This is a genomic window from Sphingobacterium kitahiroshimense (assembly GCF_025961315.1).
Classification (GTDB): Bacteria; Bacteroidota; Bacteroidia; order Sphingobacteriales; family Sphingobacteriaceae; genus Sphingobacterium; species Sphingobacterium anhuiense.
On sequence record NZ_JAOQNK010000001.1, the window covers coordinates 4798589 to 4823966 of the forward strand.

The 25378-nt window shown below is 38.0% G+C and carries 15 protein-coding genes, 1 tRNA gene and 1 pseudogene; 12 read left to right on the forward strand and 5 right to left on the reverse strand.

The annotated features are described in order from the left end of the window. Positions 1–69 precede the first annotated feature (69 nt). The 5 genes from yidC to rplS form a co-directional block, all read right to left on the reverse strand. Positions 70–1881, reverse strand: coding sequence for a membrane protein insertase YidC (gene yidC, locus M2265_RS20880; protein ID WP_021189531.1), 1812 nt, complete (start codon positions 1879–1881; stop codon positions 70–72). Positions 1882–1896: 15 nt separating this feature from the next. Beyond that, positions 1897–3531, reverse strand: a complete 1635-nt coding sequence (locus tag M2265_RS20885; RefSeq protein WP_132770917.1) for a CTP synthase — start codon at positions 3529–3531, stop codon at positions 1897–1899. Positions 3532–3694: 163 nt separating this feature from the next. Then, on the reverse strand, positions 3695–4819 hold the full coding sequence (locus M2265_RS20890) for an acyltransferase family protein (protein ID WP_132770916.1): 1125 nt from the start codon (positions 4817–4819) through the stop codon (positions 3695–3697). Between the two features lie 137 nt (positions 4820–4956). Beyond that, a complete protein-coding gene (locus M2265_RS20895) occupies positions 4957–6057 on the reverse strand; it encodes a carbohydrate-binding family 9-like protein (protein ID WP_132770915.1) in 1101 nt (366 codons plus the stop codon). Between the two features lie 156 nt (positions 6058–6213). Continuing rightward, entirely contained in the window at positions 6214–6561 is a 348-nt protein-coding gene (gene rplS, locus M2265_RS20900; RefSeq protein ID WP_021189535.1) for a 50S ribosomal protein L19, read from the reverse strand. Positions 6562–6903: 342 nt separating this feature from the next. Here rplS and M2265_RS20905 point away from each other — a divergent pair. The 12 genes and pseudogenes from M2265_RS20905 to M2265_RS20960 all read left to right on the forward strand — a co-directional run bounded on the left by M2265_RS20905 (position 6904) and on the right by M2265_RS20960 (position 25028). Further along, positions 6904–6980, forward strand: a tRNA-Pro gene (locus M2265_RS20905). A gap of 552 nt (positions 6981–7532) precedes the next feature. Further along, positions 7533–9974, forward strand: coding sequence for a tetratricopeptide repeat protein (locus M2265_RS20910; RefSeq protein ID WP_243655439.1), 2442 nt, complete (start codon positions 7533–7535; stop codon positions 9972–9974). Between the two features lie 377 nt (positions 9975–10351). Then, positions 10352–10509: pseudogene (locus M2265_RS27035) on the forward strand (IS982 family transposase); the annotation flags it as partial. 683 nt (positions 10510–11192) lie between these two features. Beyond that, positions 11193–11600 carry an alpha/beta hydrolase gene (locus M2265_RS20920; protein WP_132770913.1) on the forward strand — a complete coding sequence of 136 codons (408 nt, stop codon included), beginning with the start codon at positions 11193–11195 and terminating at the stop codon, positions 11598–11600. A gap of 562 nt (positions 11601–12162) precedes the next feature. After that, positions 12163–15450, forward strand: a complete 3288-nt coding sequence (locus tag M2265_RS20925) for a SusC/RagA family TonB-linked outer membrane protein (RefSeq protein ID WP_132770912.1) — start codon at positions 12163–12165, stop codon at positions 15448–15450. Positions 15451–15460: 10 nt separating this feature from the next. Continuing rightward, the gene (locus M2265_RS20930) at positions 15461–16942 is read left to right on the forward strand and encodes a RagB/SusD family nutrient uptake outer membrane protein (protein WP_132770911.1); all 1482 of its coding nucleotides are present in this window, start codon (positions 15461–15463) and stop codon (positions 16940–16942) included. A gap of 44 nt (positions 16943–16986) precedes the next feature. Further along, a complete protein-coding gene (locus M2265_RS20935) occupies positions 16987–19668 on the forward strand; it encodes a c-type cytochrome (protein ID WP_132770910.1) in 2682 nt (893 codons plus the stop codon). Between the two features lies 1 nt (position 19669). Continuing rightward, positions 19670–20734: an aldose 1-epimerase family protein gene (locus tag M2265_RS20940; RefSeq protein WP_264599364.1), complete on the forward strand. Its 1065-nt coding sequence runs from the start codon at positions 19670–19672 to the stop codon at positions 20732–20734. Between the two features lie 23 nt (positions 20735–20757). Then, positions 20758–21969: a hypothetical protein gene (locus M2265_RS20945; RefSeq protein ID WP_132770908.1), complete on the forward strand. Its 1212-nt coding sequence runs from the start codon at positions 20758–20760 to the stop codon at positions 21967–21969. 24 nt (positions 21970–21993) lie between these two features. Further along, a complete protein-coding gene (locus M2265_RS20950) occupies positions 21994–23031 on the forward strand; it encodes a TIM barrel protein (protein ID WP_132770907.1) in 1038 nt (345 codons plus the stop codon). Between the two features lie 20 nt (positions 23032–23051). Further along, a complete protein-coding gene (locus M2265_RS20955) occupies positions 23052–24209 on the forward strand; it encodes a Gfo/Idh/MocA family protein (RefSeq protein WP_206368406.1) in 1158 nt (385 codons plus the stop codon). A gap of 27 nt (positions 24210–24236) precedes the next feature. Beyond that, positions 24237–25028, forward strand: a complete 792-nt coding sequence (locus M2265_RS20960) for a DUF1080 domain-containing protein (RefSeq protein ID WP_132770905.1) — start codon at positions 24237–24239, stop codon at positions 25026–25028. The last annotated feature ends 350 nt before the right edge of the window (positions 25029–25378 follow it).

A 25378-nucleotide genomic window follows, 5' to 3' on the forward strand; every position in this document is an offset into this window, starting at 1 on the left:
TACATTTTATACAAAAAAAGAGGAAACCTATTCGGGTTTCCTCTTTTAATCAGCACTATAGAATTGCTGTTATTTTTTATTTTGTTGTGCTTGACGCATCGCTTCTTCCATTCTTGATTGGAATGACGATTTCTTTTGCACCTTTGGATTCTTTTTATTGTCTTCTAATTTCGCTAAAATCTTATCATCATTAACCATTGAACGGATGATCAACTGTGTTAAGAATGTTAGGATTGCACTTAAGAAGTAATAATAGTTTAATCCTGCAGGGAAACTATTCAAGACGAAAAAGAAAATTAAAGGCATAATGTAACCAATGTATTTCATTTGTCCTGTCGCACCCGAAGTCGCATTGTTGTACCAAGTGGTCAATAATGTTGTTAAAGTCATCAATACGCACATCAATGATACGTGATTCACGCCGAAAATCGGTGCGAATGAGAATAAGGTATCGTATGTTGACATATCTTTCATAAACAAGAAACTTTCACCTCTCAGCTCGAATAAATTCGGGAAGAAGTAGAAGAAAGCAATTGTAAATGGCATTTGTAATACCAATGGAAGACAACCTCCCAATGGGTTTACTCCAGCTGTTTTATACAATTTCATTTGTTCTTGCTGCAACAATACTGCATTGTCTTCACCTACTTTAGCTTTTATTTCATCTAATTGCGGTTTCAATACACGCATTTTAGCCATTGATAGGTAAGATTTGTATGTTAATGGTGATAATACCAGTTTTAACAATAATGTTAGAACAAGGATAACTATACCATAACTCAAATGGAAATTGTCTAAGAAATCAAATACAGGTACTGTAATAAATTGGTTAATCCAACGCATTGGTCCCCATCCCATATTAATGATTTTATGAAAATCATGACCTTCTGCTTTAAGCGTTTTGTATTGATTAGGGCCAAAAAAGAAGTTTAACGAATAACTGTTGTCTTTTTGAGTTGCATAATCAAGACGTGCTGTAGCCGCATAAAGTTTAACAACATCGGATTCGATTGTTGTTTTTACATTTACATCTGCTGTTGTAAATCCTGTTTTGCTTGAAAGAATGTTTGAGAAATAGTGTTGCTTGAATGCAATCCATTCTACTTTTTCTTTTAACTCTTTTTCTTCATCTTTTGCTTCTGACAAATGGTCTACATTACCTGCTTCTTTATAATAGATGGTAGATTTTTGACGTTCAGAATCAATATTTTGTTCTTTCTGTAGTAAAATCGTTTCCCAATCTAAAGCAATCGTTTTTTGATCGATCTTGTTTTGAATACCTTTTGTGTTGATATCAAGACCTAAATTGAAACCATTACCTTTGATGGTATATACGTATTCAATATACTGATCAGCTCCATAAGCTAATTGTAATTTAATCGATTTTGAATCTTCGCCTGTTATCTTTACATCAGCATCTTCAGAAGTAAAGAACAAATCGTTGGTATTGATGTTTTCACCGGCGACATTAAATTTCAATCCAAATCTATTGTGGTCACCTTCAAACAATACTAATGGTTTACCATTAAAATTTGTTTCACCTTTTAATTGTACAGATTTTACACGACCGCCTTTAGAGCTTATTTTAGCAATGATTTTATCATTTTCTACTGTAATGATTTTTTCTGTGCCAAATTTCGCAGCTCCAAAAGGAAGTTTTAATGCTGCAGAGTCAAGAGGCTTGGCCTCTTGTGTTGCTCCTAGTTGTGTATTCGCTTTTGTCGAGTCTGTTAAAGGTGCTAGACCTTTTTTAACACGTGCTAACGAATCTTGTAGAACTTGTTCTTTTTTTATTTCTACGTCGGACGGTTTCATTAAGTAAAATGAACCGGCTATAATTCCGAACATCAGAAGTAAACCAATAAGGGTATTTCTATCCATTTTTTTAAATTAAACTTACTTAATTGTTTCCTGCTTTTGTATCTTATTTTTCTTATTCGACAAAGCAGCGGCTACAAAGCTAACAAAAAGTGGGTGAGGATTTGCAACAGTTGACTTTAATTCTGGATGAAATTGTCCTGCTACGAAAAAAGGATGGTTTTTCAACTCAACAATTTCTACTAATCCTGAAGTTGGGTTGATTCCTGAAGTAATCATTCCAGCTGCTTCATATTGCTCTAAATAAGCATTATTGAACTCATAACGGTGACGGTGACGTTCGGAGATTCTTGTTTTTCCGTATATATTGAATGCTTTTGTACCTTTTTTGATATCACAATCGTACGCACCTAATCGCATTGTACCGCCCATGTTAGTGATGTTTTTTTGATCTTCCATTAAGTTGATCACTGGATGTGGTGTATCTGGATTCATTTCCGTACTATTTGCATCTTTTAATCCCAATACATTACGGCCAAATTCAATTACTGAACATTGCATGCCTAAACAAATTCCAAAGAAAGGAATATTGTTTTCACGTATATATTTAATAGCGGCTAACTTACCGTCTAATCCACGTTCACCAAAACCAGGAGCAACAAGTACGCCATCCATTTCGCTCAACTTGTCTTGGACATTTTGATCATTTACACTTTCCGCGGCAATATATTGTAATTTTACTTTACATTCATTGGCCGCTCCGGCGTGGATAAAACTTTCGACTATAGATTTATATGCATCTGGTAATTCAACATATTTACCGACTAATCCGATATTTACTTCATTAGTAGGATTTTTTAATTTTCCTAAAAATGCTTTCCAGCTATCTAAATCTGGTTCATTCTTATTCGAAAGTTTCAATTTAGCAAGGACAGTCTTGTCTAATTGTTCTTTCAGCATATTTAAAGGAACGTCATAAATAGTAGGAGCATCAATCGATTCTACAACAGCATTAATATTGACATTACAAAATAATGCTAATTTTTTGCGAATTTCTTGCGTCAATTTATGTTCTGTACGACAAACTAAAATATCAGGTTGGATACCGTATTCTAATAATGTTTTAACAGAATGTTGTGTTGGTTTTGTTTTTAATTCACCAGCTGCTGCTAAGTAAGGTACTAATGTTAAGTGAATAACTACAGAATCATGAGTGCCTAATTCCCATCTTAACTGACGAACTGCTTCGATGAAAGGTAAAGATTCGATATCACCTACTGTACCACCTAATTCTGTGATGACAATATCATATTTTCCTGTTTCACCTAATAAACGCATACGGTTTTTGATCTCATCTGTGATATGAGGAACAACTTGAACTGTTTTTCCTAAATATTCACCTGCGCGTTCTTTTTGAATAACAGATTGATAAATACGACCTGTCGTCACGTTATTAGCTTGTGAAGTAGGTACGTTTAAGAAACGTTCGTAATAGCCTAAATCAAGGTCTGTTTCAGCACCATCTTCCGTTACGTAACACTCACCATGCTCATATGGATTTAATGTTCCTGGATCAATGTTAATGTAAGGGTCAAATTTTTGAATCGTAACCTTGTAGCCACGTGCTTGGAGAAGTTTAGCAAGAGAGGATGCAATAATACCCTTCCCTAACGACGAAGTAACGCCGCCCGTAACAAAAATATATTTAGTCATATCAATAATGGATTTCAAAATATAAGGCCTAAAATGGCCTAAATATCTGCTTTATGTACGGGATACAAAGATAAGAATATTTGTGGAAGACGACGTTTTTTTTTGTCTTTAATTTTAAAACACTAATTTTTTGACATGACGGTTGCATGAGGTTTAATCTTTGCTAATTCAATTTAGATCTAAACTTCATGAAAAAATCTTCAAAGTATTTTTTTGATAAATGTGCTGTTATAAATGTACCTGCTATAACTAAACTGTAGAAAATCAGAAAACTTAAGTAGGGATCAAGTGTTAGTAAATGTTTTTTCGCTAAATGAATAACGGCAAAGATCACGATCATATGATACATGTAAATTCCATAGGAGATTTTGCCTCCGTAGTCTAAAAAAGTATTGTTGAAAAATGATTTTGAATTTAATCTGATACCGATAAACAGAATGAGATTGAGAAAGAGTGCATTTAGAATGATGTATGAAAAGATCCAATGATCAAAAATATTTGATCCAATAAATGCTATACATGTATTTCGGAAGAATAAGAATGAAAATAATACGGCTAATAAAAAGTAATTGACCGCTGCATATTTTTTGTACCAAGCCTGTAAGTTTATATTGGTGTGGTATAGGAAATAAGCTCCCAGTGCACCAATTGCCATTGATTCGAAAGCAAAAGTTTTGATAAGATGCACAACAAGTACGTCTGTAATGATGTTGTTAAAACATAGTATCAGTAAAAGAATTTTGAGTAAAAATATACCTATAATAAGTGCAAACTTGTTGTCTATCCATTTAAATAGGGGTGCCCAAATGATGTAAAACCATTCTTCAACGCCGATAGACCATAGGGGTTCGAGTAGATGTGAGCCATAGGTAAAGGTGACGATACTGGGCAAAAATAAAACAAATAACAGCCAGACCTGCCCTATGGTATAGGGGAATGAATAGTTAATATGTAAGACCTGAAATAGAAAAGGGAAGATAACTATGCCTATGGCGACTAATAAGAAATATAAAGGCCAGATGCGAATGACTCTTTTCAGATAGAAATTTTTAATGGATATTGTCTTTTTCTGATCTTGTTCTTTCAGTAACAAATAACTGATGAGGAAACCACTTAAGACAAAGAAAAATTTGACAGCAGTAGTTCCATTTTGAAAAAAACTAAAATGTTCATAGGTGATGAAATCATTTTTTGTCCGAATGACTTCTCCATGGTGAAATAGAACGAGGAGTGCGGCAAAAAAACGGAACGCATTTAGATTTGGAAAAAAAGATATGTTCTTATACATTGTTGCTGTAAAAATAGCAATATTAGTTTATGTTTCTGCGTTATTTTGTTTCTACAAATTATTGTTATAGCGTTATAAATGTTGTGTGAATAGCATTTTTTGAATTGATGCAGACGTTCAGATAAGCTATGGTAGAGTTACTGGTTATAAAGATCAAAATTACCTCTATTATCTAAGGATACTTGAATTTTTTTTGACTGTTTTTCCTTGATCTTCATACTATAACTTTGTTTGTCTTTATTTAGATCCAAAGTGACCTCATAATCTTTCAAAGCGGGTAGTAGGTATTGATTATATAATGAAAGTTTCGTTAATTGATCGCTATATCGACGATTTTCCTTTTTAAACAATTGTTGTAAATAATGAATATTCCAAGCTAGTTTAGTGACGGCATAACTATTTGGAAGTGTTGCTTCCTGCTTTTGTGCTTGTTCTACAAATTGTATATATCCCCATCTTTCTGGATAATGCATATTAATTAAACCGATCGGTGACCATACCCAATTGTCTTCAGCTAAGGGCTTATTATTTTCTTTTTTTCTACTGTAATGATTATTTGTGATATCATGTTGCCATTGTACACGTGAAAAATTACATAACCAGTAATCATTTGCTTTAGGCATTGAGGATTTACCGAAAGCATATAATGATTGATGTGGAATTGCAAATTCAACAGACCAGTATGTATCTATATCCTGGGGATTATTAAGGGTACCATTGATATGTACTGCGGATTTTAGATTTTTAACATCCCAATGTGTAATGGCCTGACCCCCGAATCGATATGGTTTTGGTAACATAAGATCGAAAATGGTATGTAATGGATTGACCTCTATTTCGTAATATTCTGCTTGATATAAATTGGGTTTTAAAAATATTTCAAAGTCATTGTTTAGATAAACAATTTCATCGTGCTTGTAGATATCTGCCCAAATATGAGGTTCATACAGTTTTGCGTACACATATAGGTAGGTGGAATCCCAAAGCATTTTTACTTCGGTTTTATACAAAGGTTTTTTGTGCTCGCCACCTTGAATATCTTCAAAATTATTAATTGTTTTTGCTTTTGTCCAGCTAATTTCATCGTCCTTACCGTCAATTATTAACGGTTCACTGATTTTAAGTACCGGATATGTTTTTGGAATGGACTGTAGTGCTAAAAAATCTTGAATTGAATTTTGGGCATAGCTGTTCAGGAAACAGCACAGGAATACGAGGGTAAAAATAGACTTGTTCATATAATACTTTTCAGGTCATAAGATAAACTAAAAAGATTTAGCATGGAAGAAGTTTTTGACTTGTAAAGAAAATGTTGCTATATTGGGGATTTATGGCAATAAAAAAAGGCATCGAAACTGAATTCAATGCCTTTTTTTATACTTGTGTAGTCGTAATTAGATTCTTTTAGACTTAATACGAGCAGCTTTACCAGTAAGACCACGTAAATAAAATAATTTAGCGCGACGTACTTTACCGTAGCTGTTTACTACAATTTTTTCAATGTTTGGCGAATTTATAGGGAAGATACGTTCCACACCAATGCCATTTGAAATTTTGCGTACAGTGAAAGTTGAATTAACACCTTCGCTGTTCAATTGGATAACCACACCTTGGTAAATTTGGATACGCTCTTTATTTCCCTCGCGAATTTTATAATGAACGCTTATGGTGTCTCCTGCTTTAAATGCGGGAACTTCATTTCTGATTACCGCTTGTTCTTCTACAAATTTTACTAAATCCATGATTATGAGTAATTAAATACGATTATTAGCCTGTAAAAATCGGAATGCAATATTACAGCTTTTTTTTTACTTTAAGAAATACTTTTTTCAAAAAATATTGAGCTGCCTTAGTTTGTTGCAAAGATAGAAAAACACTTTTAATATTTAGACCCTTGCTCACGATATATTTTAAAAAGTTTTACACATCGAGGTTAGGATGTGAATTTAAATGCTATCGAATTGAATGCTGATATTTTATTTCTCAATAAATCAGGCTTTTATTTAATAATGTTAAAATTATATTTGACAGATTGAAAAAACGCTGTATATTTGCATCACAGTAAACAAAAGGGGATACCTTTTCGGGGTGTAGCGTAGCCCGGTATCGCGCCACATTTGGGATGTGGAGGTCGTAGGTTCGAATCCTGCCACCCCGACCAAGAAAATAAAAGCTCTAACGAAAGTTAGGGCTTTTTTGTTTACGTGCAGATTCGAATCGCAGCATCTTTTGGAATAAGCTTATGACCAACAGGCTTAAAGTATTCTAGCCTCCCGATCAATATACTTCAAACCTTAAGAAAATGACCAATTCGGTTACTCATTTTCTATACTAATCTTTGATTTTTGAAATATGCTCAACAATTAACATTCGTTTTTGTGCTGTTTGTCACAAAGTGATCTCTTTCCCTCGATCTGTCTTCTTGGCTCCATTATTGTGTCAATTCAGTTGCCGATAGCAATCAAAGAAATTGGAAATCGCGGAAACGAGATGGTGATGATCTATAAATTGACTTTTAGGATTCAATTTTTTCCATGACGATTTACTCAATATGGTTGGAATTATTTAGTTTTGGCTTGTTAGCTAAGGAAGATTACACTATTGCCTCCTCGGCAAAGGAACGTTTGGAAAAACTCAGAAATACGGACGAATAATGATATTAAAAAAAATAATTGGCTTCAAATACCTGTGTACCGGGATGCTTTCCGCTTTGGTGGTTACGGGTTATGGGCAGGAAGTAGAGAAGCAACTAAATGCAGAGCAAGTGCAAACGATGGATTCCATTGATGTCGTACGCGACTACCGACCTGTTCTGGCCGATGCCGTAAAGGTTCGCAGGAGCCCAGATATGAGTCATATCAATCGGGAAGCCATTGAGACGGAGCTACGTCAAATAGCCACAGCTACCTATTTTGCAAATAAAACGTTTAAACAAGCTTATTACACTATATTGCTTAAACAGCATCCAAACGCTTCACGCAGCAATATTGATAGTTACCGTATCAGCTATCTGGCTTACCAGGCACGTGAATATCCAAGAGCGGCCTCTATTTTGGAGTCGCTGGAAGCTTCGGATGCCTTTTATCAGGGTTCGATCATAACTTTGGGTCATATTGCACTGGAAACCGGCGATAAGCAACGCGCACGAAATGCATTTGTCAAAGCGATGAGACTAGATTTCGACCCCCAATTGAAAGCAGATGCGCAATTTAACTATGCCAAAATCTTGTATGCAATGGACTCTACCCAAGCCGCTCAGCAAGTTCTGGAAAAATATATTGCTCAAGAATATGGGGGGCGTGAACTAGGCGCTCAAGCACAGGAAAGTGCGGAAATATTATCGGCTCAAATCCTGTTGGGGACGAGTAACTTCCATACTGGAGTAAGTCTGTTGGAGTCGTTGAAAGATAGAGGGCGGGAAGTCGATGCTACTTATCAAAAAGCAACTTACTATCGCGGATTGGAGTTTTATAACGAGCGCGCTTTCGAAAATAGCATATCGACATTCATGAGATCTGAAAAATTCCCGATCGATGCAAAAATGGCCGCGCTTGCTACTTATTGGAAAGCGGAAGCGATGTATGAAGTGCGCAAATATGGGGAGGCGGTAGAAAACTTCTCCCGGTTCTTACGGTTGCCTGTTGCAAAAAATACCGACGTATATAATTATGCAAATTATGGGCTGGCTTATGCCGCGTTCAGAAATAACAGTTTTAGTATGTCGGCCGATTATTTTGAGCGCTTTTTGGCTGTCGAGGGAAGTTCGCTAGATGAAAATATACGTCATGACGTAATAGCACGTTTGGGCGATTCGTATTTGTCTATGCGCAATTACGACCGTGCCAACCAATATTATGATCAGCTTATCAACAGTAAAACTTCCAATCAGGACTATGCGTTGTTCCAACGAGGTGTTATCTTTGGATTGCAGGGAGACCATGAAACCAAGCTAAAGATCCTGCAGTCTGTTTTGAAACAATTTCCGGCTTCGAATTATGCAGATGACGCCGCCTTTGAGATCCCCTATACCTATTTCACTACGGGAGATTATGATCGCGCTATCGATGGTTTGCAACGGATGATCGAAAAATACCCGCGCAGCAGCTATGTGCCCCGCGCATTGATGACCATAGGGCTCGTGCAGTATAATAAAGATGATTCCGAAGCGGCGAAAGCCACTTTCAAAAGTGTTGTGGAGAAATATTCCAAAACCAATGAGGCACAGCAAGCGATGCGTTTTATTGAAAACATCTACCTAGACCAAGGGGATGCTACGAGCTATATTCATTACGCAATCGGCACCAATGTCAGTAACCTGAGCCCTGCGGAGCAAGATAATATGGCTTTTCAAGCAGCCCAATCTCTGTTTGCCAAGCAGCAATACGCAGCTTCGGTGGAAGCCATCAATGCGTATTTTGATAAATTTCCGAAGCCCAAACAAGAAAAATATGCCCGTTACATCCGCGGGGTGAGTTCGTACCGCACTGGGCATCCAAAGGAAGCACTGCACGATCTGAATATCATCCTAAACGACTGGACAAGCAAGTATACAGAAAACACCTTGCTGACAGTGGCTGCCCTATATCTTGATCTAAAAGAATACAACGAGGCGATTGTGCACCTCAAAAAATTGGAACTCAATTCAGATTATAAAAAGAACTATGGTTACGCAATAAGTAACCTGATGATGTGTTATTTCGAACTCGGCGACATGGAGCAGATGGCCAAGTATGCGAAGTTGATAAAAGATTACGATGGCGCATCGCAGGAGGAAATTGCTAAAGCTCATTTATACAGTGGAAGGGTATTGCTACAACAAAAGAACATCGTGTCTGCCATGAAGGAACTCAATCTGGCTGCTCTGAAGAGCCAAAAGGCGGTTGGCGCAGAAGCGCGATACCGTGTTGGGCAACTGCAGTATGATAACAAGGAATACGACAAAGCCATTGAAACTGCCTTTGAGGTGATTAATAGTGAGGAAGAAAATGCATACTGGGAAGCCAAGAGTTTCCTATTGCTTGCTGATAGCTATGCGCGTAAAGGCAATACTTTGCAGGCGAAGAGTACGTTGGAAAGTGTAATTGAAAATTATGAAGAAAAAGATGATATCATTCCGTCAGCAAAAGAACGTTTAAAGAAATTGAACAATAAGTAACCTTCGCTTGTGAAACAAAAGAAAAATTCATTTCGTTTCTAAAGGTAGACGTAACAAGTATAGTTATGTTTCCCAAAGGACCAATAGCAGTAAGACTGAAAATAGTGTCCGGTGTGAATAGCATTCAGGTGCCGAGTTATTTTTATATCCTGATATAACAGAAGAGAGTCAAATTGAAAGTGCGATGAGGACTTACAAAGTGAATAGCAAGTGAATAGTAGGTTTACAAATGCCACTGTATAGCAACATCATTGTTTTTTTTAGCTTCATTTTGGCGAGAAAACAAAAATAAACAAGGTATTAAAGTTATCTTTTTCATATAGCTAAGTTAGCATATTTTTATAACATTGCTATCCAATTACGCTTACCTTCATTAAATGTGTGATCAGTTCATGATAAGGCTTAATTATGCTAAATCTTTCGATGGATTCAAAACCAGAATCTTGACCAAGATTATAGCTATAACATCATTTAATACATAGGCAAAAATATATTCATCAGAAATATCAATAATTTAAAAATCAGTATTATTTAAAATGCACAACGGGTTATTACTAAATTTCTATACCAAGTAAAAGTATTAAGTGTTTCGTTCAAGTCATAAGACATCGCCACATCATATGCCCGCTTAGGATAGCTGTATGCCTTATAACCAATATTGATAATGGGATTTAACATACTAATATGCGACCTAACAATTTTGAAGCGTGTTCTACTCAGCAGTTACTCAGGTGTAGGTGCTCATTTTTTAACGCGACGAAGAGAACGCAAATAATTTCCTGTTTTCTTTAAGACAACCACAACAGAACCTGCTTTCCCGGAAACAGTCCCCTTAACGCCATTTTTGATGATTGCCATAATTACCTGATTAGTTTACAGATAATCAAGATAAACATTAAAACGGGAACATCCTAATACCAAATTTTAGCTAATAGCAATTTTTAATCAATTTTTAGACAGTAATCAGTCAATATTGATACAGTCTACACTGAGTAATCACTGAGCAAGCACTGAACAAACACTGAACAAGTAATGTTAAAAAGTATAATTTGTTAATCATCTGATCTTCGTTTGCTGCACCTAAAAATTAAAGAGAGGACCTACGTTTGTGTAAATACCAAAATAGGTTATGATTTCTGCTTGCTGGACTATCGGGGTTATGGTAAGAGTGGGGGAACAGTGACCAATCAGGAACAATTATACGACGATGTATAATTGATGTATGACACTTTAAAAGCCAAATATAGTGAAAACAGAATAGTGGTAATAGGGCAATCCATTGGGTCTGGAGCGGCATCATTCCTTAGTGCTCACAACCAGCCGAAAATGGTAATTTTACAAGCCCCTTATTATTCAATAGCGGATTGGATACATCAGTTGGTACCAGCTCTTAAAATTGTAAATAACTCATTTAAGTTGGAAATTTATAGTTATTTGAAGAAAATAACCTACCAGTTAGTTCTGATACACGGAGATGCTGATGATGCTGTATATTATGGTTCCTCAAAGAAATTATCAAGATTTATAAAACCAACAGATCGGTTTATCACCCTTCCTGGCGAAGGACATAATGATTTTACCAAAAATGAAACATATTTGACGTGGATAAAGAGACTGCTCAAGTAACTATTCGATAGATTATCCATCTTTTCTCCCCATAAGCTTAAAGTAACAATATGGAATCTATCAAAAAGATTAATGTAGCCCTACAGAAATCTTATGTGGCTATTTGTGACATTAAAAGAACCATATTTAGTATGTCATCAATCTACCTGTTGTGAAATGAAAATGGGTGATTCTCTATAAAAACATGCTTCTACTTTCGTTGATTAGCCCTTTTTAACAAATTGCTTTTAATTTTTTATTGTCAGTCAGGATAGTGCAGGATGCTTAAGCTATATCGGATTTTTATATTTGAGGTAGCTAAAAAAAGCAACCCTTATACTTTTGATTATAAACAACTTATAGGTGCCTTTTATCCTGGGTCCTAATATCTTTAATAGAATATAGAATGAAAAACTTTAATAAAAAAGGAGGTTTAGGTATGGGAGAAGAATCGTACTAAGAACGAGCTTGAATAAAAAACCGATAGTGTTCTAGCACCATCGGTATGCATTTAAGGCCTTATTTTAAATTAATAGAGAGCGTCTAAACTCTTAATCTTAAAACCATCAAACCTTGCAAAGTTATGCAATATGATCAATTTAACAAAAAAATAACTGAGAATTTTACAGTCCAAAATTTATGTAGAACGCAGACTGAAAAAATTTCAAATCCGCTACTAGGACGTTCTAGTCTTTTGAAAGCATCATTATTATTGTCTGGAATATTTTCTATTCAACTGTCTCATATTCAAGCTTCAGTGGTGGGTTATTCGGGTCGTGTCTTTGATTTGGAGGAAAATCATGGAATGCTTTTTAATAGTAATTCAGCTAGAATTACCCGTAGCAACATCCAAGAGCAAATTACTGTTAGCGGTATCGTACGTGATGCAAAAGGACTTCCTATCCCGGGTGTTACTATACAGGTCAAAGGTACAGATGTTGCCACATCTACTGCTGAGGACGGGAGCTATGTCATAACTTTAAATAAAGGCCAAAGTTTGTCTTTTCGGAATATAGGTTATTCTAGCCAAGAAATTGTGATTACAAAAGCAGGAGAGCAGCACGTTACACTAATCAGTATGTCACAAGACATCGATGAAGTTGTGGTGGTGGGATATGGTAGTCAACAGAAAAAGGATGTTACTGGATCTATCGCATCGGTATCGATGAATAATGTTCGGGGGCAAGCTATTGCTAGTCCTGATCAAGCCTTAACGGGCCAGATTTCAGGTGTTCAGGTAAGTACCTCCAATGGAACACCAGGAGGTGGTCCCAGGATTCGTATACGTGGAATTGGTGCTATCGGAGCAGGAGGATCGCCATTATATGTTATTGATGGATTTCCGGTTCCGTCTTCTTCAAGCGAACGCTCAAATCCTTTGACGGCAATAAATCCCAGTGATATCGAATCTATGACTGTATTAAAAGATGCATCTGCAACAGCAATTTATGGATCGAGAGGTTCTAATGGTGTTATCTTGATCAATACGAAAAAGGGTACAGTTGGAAAATTGAAGATCAATGTTGCGGCGAGTTCAGGTATTCAGGAAGTACCAAAAAAAGGTCGTCCCAATATGATGAATGCTATGGAATTTGCTCAGTTTCGTAAAGAGGCTATAGAAGATAAAATCCGATATGAGGAAGGTAGGGAGCCTACATTAAATGATATTCCAGAGGAATATCGTAATCCTGAAACTTTAGGGGCTGGTGTAGATTGGTATGATGCAGTTACCCGAATTGCACCAATGTCTGATTTTAATGTGAGTTTTAGTGGAGGGAATGAACAGATACGCTCTTTTGTTTCGGCAGGTTACCTGAATCAATCGGGGGTGATGTTAAACACTGGTTTTGAAAGGTTTTCCGTCCGGGGTAATGTAGATGCCAATATCTCTAATAAATTAAAATTGGGGATGAATATTGCACCTACATTATCTTATCTCAAAGGAGGTGTTAGTGGGCAGGGTAGGGATGAATTTTTCGAAATTTCCACACCCGTTTCTACCATTTATAATGCAGATGGTACTTACAATCCATATATCGTTTCACCGGGTACTTTTGGGAACCCTAATCCAGTTATGTTCTTGAATGAACGTGTTGATAAAAGCAGCAAAATGAAAATTTTGATGAGTGCCTATGCGGAGTATAGCATTCTTCCTAAACTAAAATTTAAGACAACTTTTAACGTTGATTATCAGGATGAAAGTGGTGAATACTTTCGACCTTCAACTCTAGCAAACCAAAATGCTCCAGGACCGTCGATTCCCAGTGGAAACTATACACGTGGTCAATATATCAATTGGGCAAATGAGAATACATTAACTTATGATTACAGTTCGGATAATGGTCATACAATAAGTGCGCTGGCGGGTTACTCCATTCAGTCCCAAAAAGATAAGTCGGCAGGGTTCAATGGGTCGCAATTCCCGGATGATGATATTCAGACCTTAAATGCAGCGGCTAGGATCACAGGTGGTACGGGCATTGAAGATTGGGCATTAATCTCTTACTTGGCCCGTGTAAATTACACTTTTAAAGATAGATACATCCTGACCGCATCTTTCCGTTCGGATGGTTCTTCGAGATTTGGTAAAGATAATCGATGGGGGTCGTTTCCATCTGTTGCACTAGGCTGGCGGCTGTCAGAAGAAAAATTCTTAAAAGATGCGACTTGGGTTGATGAATTGAAACTTAGAGCATCATACGGTAGAAGTGGTAATTTCAATATTTCTAATTATGCGCCATTAAGTAGTATTGGAACGGGTAATTATGTCTTTGGTGGTAGTTTGGCACCAGGTCGTATTATGAACAGCTTAGGTAATAGTTTCTTAGGTTGGGAAAAGATGAAAGAGTTAAATGTAGGTTTAGATTTTGCGACTTTAAATAACCGTCTGACAATTGCAGCAAACTACTACAAGCGTAATACTTTAGACTTATTGTTAAATACGCCGATTCCCCAGTCCTCTGGTTTTTCTTCTGTAACAGAAAACCGAGGGGATGTTGAAAATACCGGTTTTGAATTTTCCGTGAGTTCCATCAATATTACCAATGATAACTTTAAATGGAATACTGATTTCAACATTTCTTTCAATAGGAATAAAGTGATTGCTTTAGGAAGAAGCACTGATCCGATTTTCTCTGGGGCAAGTTCGGAAGGTAACTTTACTAATGTTACCCGAATCGGACAGCCTGTTGGTATGATCATCGGCTATGTGGTTGATGGAATTTATCAAAATCAAGCTGACCTAGAGAAATATGCTTCATTTCCAGGGGCTATTCCAGGCAATCTTCGGATGCGGGATGTGAATGGTGATGGAGAGATTACACCGAACGATGATTTTGACGTCATAGGCAATCCGTATCCTGATTTTACATGGGGTATGACCAATACATTTTCTTTTAAAAATTTCGACCTGCGTGTGCTGATGGTCGGATCAATGGGACAAGAGATGTTGCATGCCACGCGTTTTTACACGGATAATATTGATGGGGTTTTTAATGTACGTAAAGAGGTGGCAGATCGTTGGAGGTCTGAAGCAAATCCTGGTAGTGGATTAGTTCCGACTACAAATGGTACAGGCAGGGGCCGTGTTATGTATCGCGATACGCATTCCTTGTTTATAGAGAAAACGGATTATGTATGGATCCGTAATATCAATTTCGGTTATACATTTCCTAAAAGTATAAAGGGAGTTATCAAGGACATTCGAGTCTATGGAAATATTCAAAATCCTTTCTTGATTACGGGGTATGATGGTAATCCAGAAGGGACCAACATTAATAGAGGTGATATTAGTCCATTGGTGCAAGGACTTGACTACTCTGCTTATCCAGTTCCAAGAATCTATACACTCGGATTAAATTTCAATTTTTAAGTCTACTGTTATGAATATAAAATATATTTTATTGAGTTTGGGACTACTAAGCTTCTCCTCATGTAATCACCTATTAGATGTTAAACCATATACATTTTCCAGCGGTGATAATTATTATGAAAATGAAGGACAAGTCCTTCGCGCTGTGAACGGGGTCTATGGCCGCTTACAAGGTTTGTACACCAGTGATTTTTGGGCGATGACTGAAATGGTTGCTGATAATACCAACTATCAATATGATGAAACCGATAGAGGGGCGCAACAAAGGGAAGAGATAGATGAATTTTTGATAACCTCTTCAAATAATTATATCAATACTGTATGGGCAACATTATACAGTGTTATACAAGAGTCTAATGTTATCCTTAGCCGAATTGATCAGGTTTCTTTTGCCGACGAAGGTTTGAAAAAGCGATATATAGGTGAAGTGAAGTTTTTACAGGCTTTCACCTACTTTCATTTGGTACGCTTATTCGGAGAAATTCCATTACACACGAAGGAAGTTGCGAATCCAACGGATGCTTTTACCAAAGGTAAGGCATCGGTCGAAGAAGTATACGGTGTAATTATACAACATGCTAAGGATGCAGTTGCAAATCTACCAAATAGCTATGATAAGAATAATGCCGGACGTATTACTAAGGGCGCTGCTTTAACGCTATTGGGTGAGGTATACTTAACAAGAAAGCAATTTGCTGAAGCTGCTTCTGCTTTTCAGGAAGTCACGCAATTGGGCTATGCTTTATTGCCTGATTATGCCAACTGTTTCAACCCGAATAATAAAAATAATGAGGAGTCTGTCTTTGAAGTGCAATATGATCAATCTGTTGAAGGTGAGAATAGTAATTTTATTTATATGTTCGGACCCCGAAATGGCAAGTTGAAGTTAGTGGGGTATTCTGGAAATCTTGGTGGATCTAATATTCCAACGCCAAGTATATATAACCTATATGAAGCGGGGGATTTGCGGAAGGATAAATCAATAGCCTTGTTCGATGATCCTTCAAATGCGTCCTATCAAGAGGCAATCGCTTTTGGTGGAAAAATGCCCTTCATCAAGAAATTTTATCATGCACCTTATATTGAAGATGGACGGTCCAATGAGAACTGGCCAGTATACCGATATGGGTATGTCTTATTGATGTTGGCAGAGGCGCAAAATGAGTCTGGGGTTGGAAATCCTTATCTAAACTTAAACTTGGTACGTAAACGAGCAGGATTGGAACCTTTATCAGGTTTGACCAAGGAAGGTTTACGGGATGCTATTGCAAAGGAACAGCGTGTCGAGGTTGCTTTTGAGAGCCATAGATGGTACCAGTTGTTACGTATGGGAAAGGCGGAAGAAGTCTTAAATGCTCACGGAGTGGAAGAGAAAAAACGTCTTTCGCGCTTAAGCTCGGCTTCCTATAATGTGCAGCCCTTTAAGTTATTGTTTCCTATTCCACAGCGTGAAGTGCTAACCAATGGGATTTCACAAAACACGGGGTATTAATCCATGATCTAAATCAAAACAATATATCAGCTTAACAAATAACAATGAGAAAAATTAATAACATGCAGCTCGTGTTGTTTGCCATTTTCCTGCTCATTTTGGCGGGGGCATGTCGTGAACAAATTAAAGATGAAGGTACTAAGGATGAGAATCCGAAGACTAAGAAAATTGTTTTACCTGAGGGTTTTGCAGTAGATCATATCTATAGCCCGTCGGATAATAAACAGGGATCATGGGTCGCGATGACCTTTGATGATAAGGGGAGGATGATTACCTCGGATCAGTATGGAGCATTGTTCCGTATCGAATTGCCACCTATAGGTTCAGATAGTACGATGAAACCTAAGATTGAAAAGTTAGATTTTCCATTAGATAATCCGGCTGATACTAGTTCGACGAAAGTAGGAATTGGATTTGCTCAAGGTTTGTTATGGGCCCACAACAGTCTATATGTGGTGGTGAACCATAATCCGGATGAGCAGCTTTCGAAAGGTAGTGGTTTGTACCGTTTACAGGATACAAATCAGGATGATAAGCTGGATAAGATTACACAATTATTGGCCTTAAATGGTGAGGGTGAACATGGACCGCATAGTGTTGTGCTTGGACCTGATTCGGCGATATATTTAATTGCGGGTAATCATACTGATTTGCCCAAGATGGATGCCTATCGTTTACCCTCAAACTGGCATCACGATAATTTGTTACCTCATATCGTAGATCCACAGGGTCATGCCACCGATCGTAAAGAACCGGGGGGCTGGATTGCTAAAACTGATCCTGAAGGTAAGCACTGGGAGATGATTAGTGGTGGGTATCGAAATCCGTTTGATATTACTTTTAATGATGATGGCGAAATGTTTACCTACGATTCGGATATGGAATGGGATTTTGGGATGCCTTGGTATCGCCCAACAAGGATCTGTCATGTAACAAGTGGTGCTGAGTACGGATGGAGGACTGGTAATGCCAAATGGGATCCCAGTTACCCCGATAACCTACCGGGTACGCTGAATATCGGACAGGGCTCGCCAACGAATCTTCTCTATGCAAGCAAAGCGAAATTTCCGGATAAGTATAGAAATAGTCTTCTGGCATTTGACTGGAGTTTTGGTATTATCTATTCTGTTCAGTTAACACCAAAAGGAGCGACTTATGAGGCAAAAGCGGAAGAATTTATATCGGGATCTCCACTTGCATTGACATCTGGAGAGATTGGGCCTGATGGTGCTTTATACTTTTTGACAGGGGGGAGAAAGTTGGAGTCTGATCTTTATCGCGTGTATTATAAGGGACATGCTGATATTGAGCCTAAGAAAACGAAAAATGAAATTCCTAAGGGGATTGCCTTGCGTCGCGAGATTGAACAATTTCATAAACCATCTGCACCAGGCACTGCTGAGAAAGTGTGGAAATACCTTGGTGATCCAGATCGTTTTATTCGTTATGCAGCACGCATTGCAGTGGAGCATCAACCCGTGGATACATGGAAGCATCTTGTTTTTCAGGAAAAAAATGTACTCCGTCTCACCGAAGCGATGTTGGCTCTGGCCAGAAATGGAGATCAATCTTTACAAGCAGAAATGTTTAATAAGCTGGCAACTATTGACATTAGGAAGCTTCCGCAACAGATGCTTTTAAATCTCTTGCGTGTTTATGAGGTCAGTATAGCTCGAATGGGGACACCTGTTGAATCGCAACGTATTCTACTTTCGGAGCGATTAGCGGGTTTATATCCTTCGAAGATAAACCTTGTCAATCGTGAACTGGGAAAAGTATTGGTAGCTATTGGCGATGCGAGTGTTGTACCTAAGACTGTACCATTACTATACTCAGCAAAGGATGATTCGACCAATACCAGTTTTATGAGTTCTTCCAATCTTATTTTGCGTAATCCACAGTATGGTCTGGATATCGCTGACATGTTGGCCAATATTCCTCCTGCGCAACAGATATTTTTAGCAACGATGTTGAGTTCTGCACATACGGGTTGGACCCCAGAATTGCATGATGAATATTTCAAGTGGTTCTATAAAGGTTTTGGTTACAAAGGAGGCAATAGCTACATCGGATTTATTGATAAAGCCCGAAAAATTGCACTGAGTCATGTAAATAAGGATAAATTGGCCTATTACAGTAAGATTTCTGGTGATTCATTGGTTAATCAATCGGGTAATAGACTAGCCGAAAAAGTTCAGAATGCCAAAGGGCCAGGAAGAGATTGGAAGATCGATACAGCGCTCAAATATATTAATGATAATACTGAGATACGTGATTTCAAACGAGGGGGTGAGCTTTTTGTTGCCTTGCGCTGTGCTTCTTGCCATACTATGAAAGGTTCGGGTGGTTCGGTTGGACCTGATCTTACTCAACTGGGAACACGTTTCTCTCCTAAAGATATGTTGGAAGCGATGATTGAACCTAGCAAAGTGATTTCTGATCAATATGAATCTAAAGTTTTTCATCTGAAAGATGGAACTAAGCAAATGGGACGACTGATGGGTGAAAGTGAAAAGAGTTATACCATTTCGCAAAATCCTTATGCACCGCAGTTAACGAAGGAAATTGCAAAAAAAGATGTTCAGGACATCAAAGTCTCCGAAGTATCCATTATGCCTCCAGGGACTTTAAATGTCTTGAATCCTGAGGAACTACGGGATCTAATGGCATACCTCATGTCGGGAGGAAATGAGAATAGTGATGTATATAAAAAGAAAAATAAATAAAGTGGATTTTTCAAAGAAAGATTGGTTGGAAAAAGTGTCTCATGTGGCACAGGTCGGTGGTATCGAGACTTCGGTTTTGGATAATGGACGGGGACGTGGTACCCGTATTGCCTGGATAAATACAGGTACGGGATTGCGTTTTAAAGTTGTTATAGATCGAGCTATGGATATTGCGGATGCTTATTTCAACCAATTTAATTTGAGCTGGATCAGTAAGTTGGGTGTAACTGCACCGCAACCTTTTTCGGATAAGGGAGCAGATTGGTTACGCACTTTTGGTGGTGGATTGTTGGTTACTTGTGGACTTACTCATGTTGGTGGTCCTGAAGCGGATGTTTTTGGAAGTCGAGGACTACATGATCAGATTAGTAATATTCCCGCAGAAATTATTCATATAAAACAACCGGATTTGTTAAATGGAGATCTTGAAATATCGATCACTGGGAGGATACTACAGGGACATCCTCTTGGACATCCTCTTGAGTTGATTCGGACAATCCGATGTTACCTCGGGGATCCTACAATACATATTGAAGATGTGGTCCAAAATGTTGGTAATATGGATGCACCACACATGTTGCTCTACCACTTTAACTTTGGTTGGCCTCTTGTGGATGCGGGTACTCAATTACTTTGGAATGGAAAATGGCTGCCACGGGAATCAGGTGAATCCAATAAAATATTTAAAGCAGGCTATGATTTTAAAACCTGTCAAGAACCACGTGAAGATCATCGGGGAGCAGGAGAAGAAGCGGTGTTTATATCTCCTAAAAGCGATCAGAAAGGAAATAGCCATTGTGGGCTGTTTAATGAAAAGCTGGGTTTTGCGGTTGCGCTAACTTTTAAGAAAGAACAGCTTCCTTGGTTGACCAATTGGCAACACTGGGGCCCTGGGGAATATGTGACTGGATTAGAACCGGGTACAAATCCACCGTTGGGGCAAAAGATGATGCGTGAACGTAAAGAACTGATTTTTCTTAAACCTCAGGAAAAAAAAGTATATCAACTTTCTTTGAGCATATTAGATACACTTGAAGAAATTCAGGTCTTTAAAGATAACATGTAGATTATAAACATAAATACGATGGAATGGAAAATATAGAAAAAGCTTTTGAACAAGGTAAAGGGATTTTTAGATTGGCGCCAAACTGGGTGCCTAGGTCATTTTGTGTACCTGGAAGAAGGATAAAACTTCATCCAGACGATTATTATGTATTGGGTGGTGAACGTGGCGGTATCGATGAGCGGTGGCTGTCTTCTACTACCCCTGCGAAAAATGGTCCTTTGACGGGTGAATTTGAAGGTCTTAGTTTCGTGGTGTATGAACATGATGGTGAGATTAAACAACTTTTGTTGTCGGATTGCGTTTCTTATCTCAAAGAAAGATTGATTGGAAATCGTATCTGGTCTGATTACCAAAGCTGGCCTATGTATTCCAAATTCTTTGATAACATGGGGCCACTACCCCACCATATTCACCATAACGATGAGAAAGCGGCTTTGATTGGGCAAGCGGGCAAACCTGAAGCGTACTATTTTCCTCCACAGCTAAATAACCATGGAGGCGATTTTCCTTATACTTTTATGGGTATAGCGCCCGGAACCTCAAAAGCACAGATCAAAGAATGCCTGGAAAATTTCAGTAAAGGAGATAATAAGATCACAAATTACTCGCAAGCCTACCGTTTAGAACCTGGAACCGGCTGGGATGTCCCTCCTGGATTATTGCATGCTCCAGGTAGTATGTGTACATATGAACCACAAAAAGCTTCTGATGTTTTTGCTATGTATCAATCCTTGGTTAATGAGGCGATCATTCCAGAGGAATTGTTATGGAAAGGAGTTCCTGATAATAAGCAGGGTGATTATGATGCTTTAATGGACATTATAGATTGGGATCTAAATGTCGATCCCAATATGATGGAGAACCGATTTATGTACCCTAAACCGGTCAAGGCAATTGCTGAGATGGAGCAATCTGGTTATAGTGAGAAATGGATATGCTATAAATCGACAGCTTTTAGTGCAAAAGAATTGACTGTTTTTCCTGGTCAAACTGTTACGATCACCGATAATGCGGCTTATGGATTAATTATGATGCAGGGGCACGGTAAGTTGAATGATTGGACTTTGGAAACACCGGCTCTGATCCGTTATGGGCAGTTGACCTACGACGAATATTTTGTTTCAGAATCGGCTGCGATGAAAGGTGTCATCATTAAAAATGATTCGAAAACAGATCCGATCGTCATGTTGAAACATTTTGGACCTGATAATCCGGATTTGATAATGGAGTCTTAATTACTAAAGATAAAAAACGTACAGATGAGCAAGAACAATTTTCCAAAATTGCACAATGCGACCTGGCCAGGTATTGTAGGCAAGGGCGATCATGAGCCTATTATTTCTTTGGATGAGCTTTTAGAAAAAACAGCTCATGCTAATGTTGATGGTGTCAAGTTTGATGGCATTGATCTAGGTCTTTTCAATGCACATGTAAAATTAGATCCTACAGATGACAATGTCAATTTTGTTGTGGACAAAGTGGGGGGGTATAATTTAGAAATCGGTACTTTGATTGCACCGATCTGGCCACCTGATGGTGGTTCTGCGATGGGTACTCAAGCAGATAGGGATCGCTTTGTAGCTGTTGTGCAAAAGGCAAGTGAGTTTGGTTATAAACTAAGAAAACTAGGTATTCGAACTAATAACGTGATCCGGATCGACTCGGCTACCAGCGTAGCTGAATGGGCTAAAAATCCTCTTGAAAATACCAAAATAATTGCGGAAACATTTAGACGTGCATGTGACGTAGCAGCTACGTATGGAGAACGACTTGCTGCGGAAGGGGAAATCTGCTGGGGTGGCATGCAAAGTTGGAGAACGATGCTGGAAACGCTGGAGATGGTGGATAGGGATAATATGGGGTTTCAGGCAGATATGTCTCATACTTTTTTATATCTACTGGGGTATAATGAACCTAAGGACCGGATTCTTAAAACTGATTTTCAATGGGAAGATAGAGCCGAGCTGGAACGTGGTCTTCAATTCTTGACAGATAAGCTTCGTCCATGGACGATAGATTTTCATGTTGCTCAGAATGATGGAACCGTATTTGGCTCGGGTTCGCATGATAAAACGGGAAGACATTGTTTGCCGACTGATCCGAATGGTAAGCTAGATATTGTAAAGGATGCTGGATATTGGTTGCGCGATGAGAATGGTAACCCAAACAAAGTTTTCGACCACATTTGTTGGGATGGCTGTATGTTTCCAAATGAAGTGATGCATAAACAAGAGACCTGGAATTCAATTCTGGAAACCATGATTAAAGTGCGAAATGCACATGGATGGTCGGTGTAAAAGGTTATAGACTAATTGTTATGAAGAAAAAAGAACTTAGAATAGGATTGATCGGTTGTGGATTTATGGGAAGAACTCATTCCAATGGGTACAAGCGGGTTGGTGATTTCTTTCCTGATTTAGCATACAAACCTATTTTGAAAGCGGTTTGTTCTAGAAGTGAGGATAAGGTTATCGCTTTTGCTGAGCAATGGGGTTATGAATCTTATGAAACGGATTGGAAAAAATTAATCAGTCGTGATGATATTGATGCGGTTGATATTTGTACTCCGAATAATATGCACATGGAAATAGCTGTAGCTGCGGCAGCGGCAGGAAAAATGGTTTTATGTGAAAAACCTTTGTCTAGAAATCTTGAGGAAGGGGCGCAGATGGTCAAGGCTGTGGAAACAAGTCAAGTTAAGAATACGGTATGGTACAATTACCGCAGGCTGCCAGCTGTTACTCTAGCTAAACAGCTAGTGGAAAGTGGAAAGTTGGGTAAGATTTTTCATTATCGGACGAACTTTTTGCAGGACTGGACTATAAATGAAAATTTACCACAGGGAGGCCGAGCTTTTTGGCGTATGGATGCCGAAGCTGCAGGTTCTGGTGTGACAGGAGATCTTTTAGCGCACTGTATTGATTTGGCCATGTGGCTTAATGGTGGTATTAAAGATGTTTCTGCAATGACAGAAATTTTTGTGAAGCAACGTCTACGTGAGGAGACTGGGAAAATGGAAGATGTCAAAATTGATGACGCTTGTATATTTCACTGTCATTTTGATAATGGTTCCTTGGGATTATTTGAATCTACCCGCTATGCTCGAGGACATAAGGCGCTCTTTACATTTGAAATTAATGGTGAGAAAGGCTCATTACGTTGGGATCTGCATGATCTTAATAAATTGGAATATTTTAATAATGCGGATGAGTCAATCGTTAAAGGTTGGCGCTCGATTCATGTGACCGATGGTGATCAACCTTATATGGATAAATGGTGGGTACCGGGATTATCCATCGGTTATGAACACTCATTTGTTCATCAAGTAGCAGATTTTCTAAAAAGTGTAGAAACTGGTGAAGAATGTCATCCTAATTTTCGAGATGCCTATGAGACCCAAAAGGTGTGTGAAGCCGTTTTATTGTCTGCTAAAAACAAATGTTGGGCGGACACTGATGTAGATTGGAACAATTAATGTTAAATTAACTTTTAGCTCATAACAATGAACAAGATGATAAAATATGGATATCTGACTGCTACAGCTTCGCTTTTGATGCTGGCCTGCAATGCCGGAAATACGAAACATGATCAGGGGCAGCATACCGTTCTTGATAGTTCAGTACAAGAAGGGTTTGTCGCAATGCTTGATTCTAATACATTGAAAGGATGGGAGGGAGACAGTAGCTATTGGCGTATGGAGAGTGGTATATTGATTGGTGAAATTAAAGCTGATGCAGAACCTTTAAAGAATAATACTTTTTTAATCTGGAAAGGTGGTGAACCGGGGGATTTTGTACTAAAATCCCAATTCCGAATTTCTGCTGATGGCAATAGTGGTATCAATTATCGTAGTGAACGTTTTACGGAATTACCCTATGCACTGAAGGGGTATCAGGCTGATATTGATGGCCAACATCATTATACAGGTCAGAATTATGAGGAACGTAATCGTACTACGCTAGCTTATCGTGGACAGCAAACAGAGATACCGAATCCAACTGCAGGTGAATCTGGCGCTTCGAAAGGAAATGCCTGGAGTACCCTGATCGTGCGAGATACTTTGGCGACTGCTAAAGAATTGGCGGATGCGGTTAAAGTGGGCGATTGGAATGAAATTGAAATTGTTGCAAAGGGCAATAAGTTATCCCATTATATCAATGGAAAATTGATTTCTGAAGTTGTTGATAATGATGAGTTGCATCGGAAGCAAAAAGGGTTGATCGGTGTACAGGTTCATGTGGGACCACCGATGAAAATCGAATATAAAGATATGAAAATTAAAATGTTGGACTAAATTATCATAATCATTTTAAATAATTTTTTTAAAAAATGATTATATGGTCATTATGATCTGTGTTATATGCCGCATATTTAAATAGATTTTATGCATAACAATCTTTTGGTTAATTTACCTTAATTGCCAATGGATTTGAAATTAGGTTTAAGAACAAAAAGCGCAACTTCACGTTGTGCTTTTTGTTTATTTGTGTTTCTCATTTTTTAGGTTCCTCTCATAGGCCATTGAAATAGGACTAGCTCTCTTTATCTCTTAATACGAAGTGTTTTTGTCGAATTTTAGTTCAGTTATAAAAAGTTGGAAAGACCTTATAAATTTTACTAGTTTTGTTTCGTAAATTCTGAATC

Coding starts and splice junctions, on each gene's coding strand:
- M2265_RS20920 (WP_132770913.1), top strand. CDS start 11,193: ATGTATGACACTTTAAAAGCCAAATATAGTGAAAACAGAATAGTGGTA.
- M2265_RS20930 (WP_132770911.1), top strand. CDS start 15,461: ATGAATATAAAATATATTTTATTGAGTTTGGGACTACTAAGCTTCTCC.
- rplS (WP_021189535.1), bottom strand. CDS start 6,561: ATGGATTTAGTAAAATTTGTAGAAGAACAAGCGGTAATCAGAAATGAA.
- M2265_RS20945 (WP_132770908.1), top strand. CDS start 20,758: ATGGAAAATATAGAAAAAGCTTTTGAACAAGGTAAAGGGATTTTTAGA.
- yidC (WP_021189531.1), bottom strand. CDS start 1,881: ATGGATAGAAATACCCTTATTGGTTTACTTCTGATGTTCGGAATTATA.
- M2265_RS20935 (WP_132770910.1), top strand. CDS start 16,987: ATGAGAAAAATTAATAACATGCAGCTCGTGTTGTTTGCCATTTTCCTG.
- M2265_RS20890 (WP_132770916.1), bottom strand. CDS start 4,819: ATGTATAAGAACATATCTTTTTTTCCAAATCTAAATGCGTTCCGTTTT.
- M2265_RS20885 (WP_132770917.1), bottom strand. CDS start 3,531: ATGACTAAATATATTTTTGTTACGGGCGGCGTTACTTCGTCGTTAGGG.
- M2265_RS20960 (WP_132770905.1), top strand. CDS start 24,237: ATGAACAAGATGATAAAATATGGATATCTGACTGCTACAGCTTCGCTT.
- M2265_RS20950 (WP_132770907.1), top strand. CDS start 21,994: ATGAGCAAGAACAATTTTCCAAAATTGCACAATGCGACCTGGCCAGGT.
- M2265_RS20895 (WP_132770915.1), bottom strand. CDS start 6,057: ATGAACAAGTCTATTTTTACCCTCGTATTCCTGTGCTGTTTCCTGAAC.
- M2265_RS20955 (WP_206368406.1), top strand. CDS start 23,052: ATGAAGAAAAAAGAACTTAGAATAGGATTGATCGGTTGTGGATTTATG.
- M2265_RS20925 (WP_132770912.1), top strand. CDS start 12,163: ATGCAATATGATCAATTTAACAAAAAAATAACTGAGAATTTTACAGTC.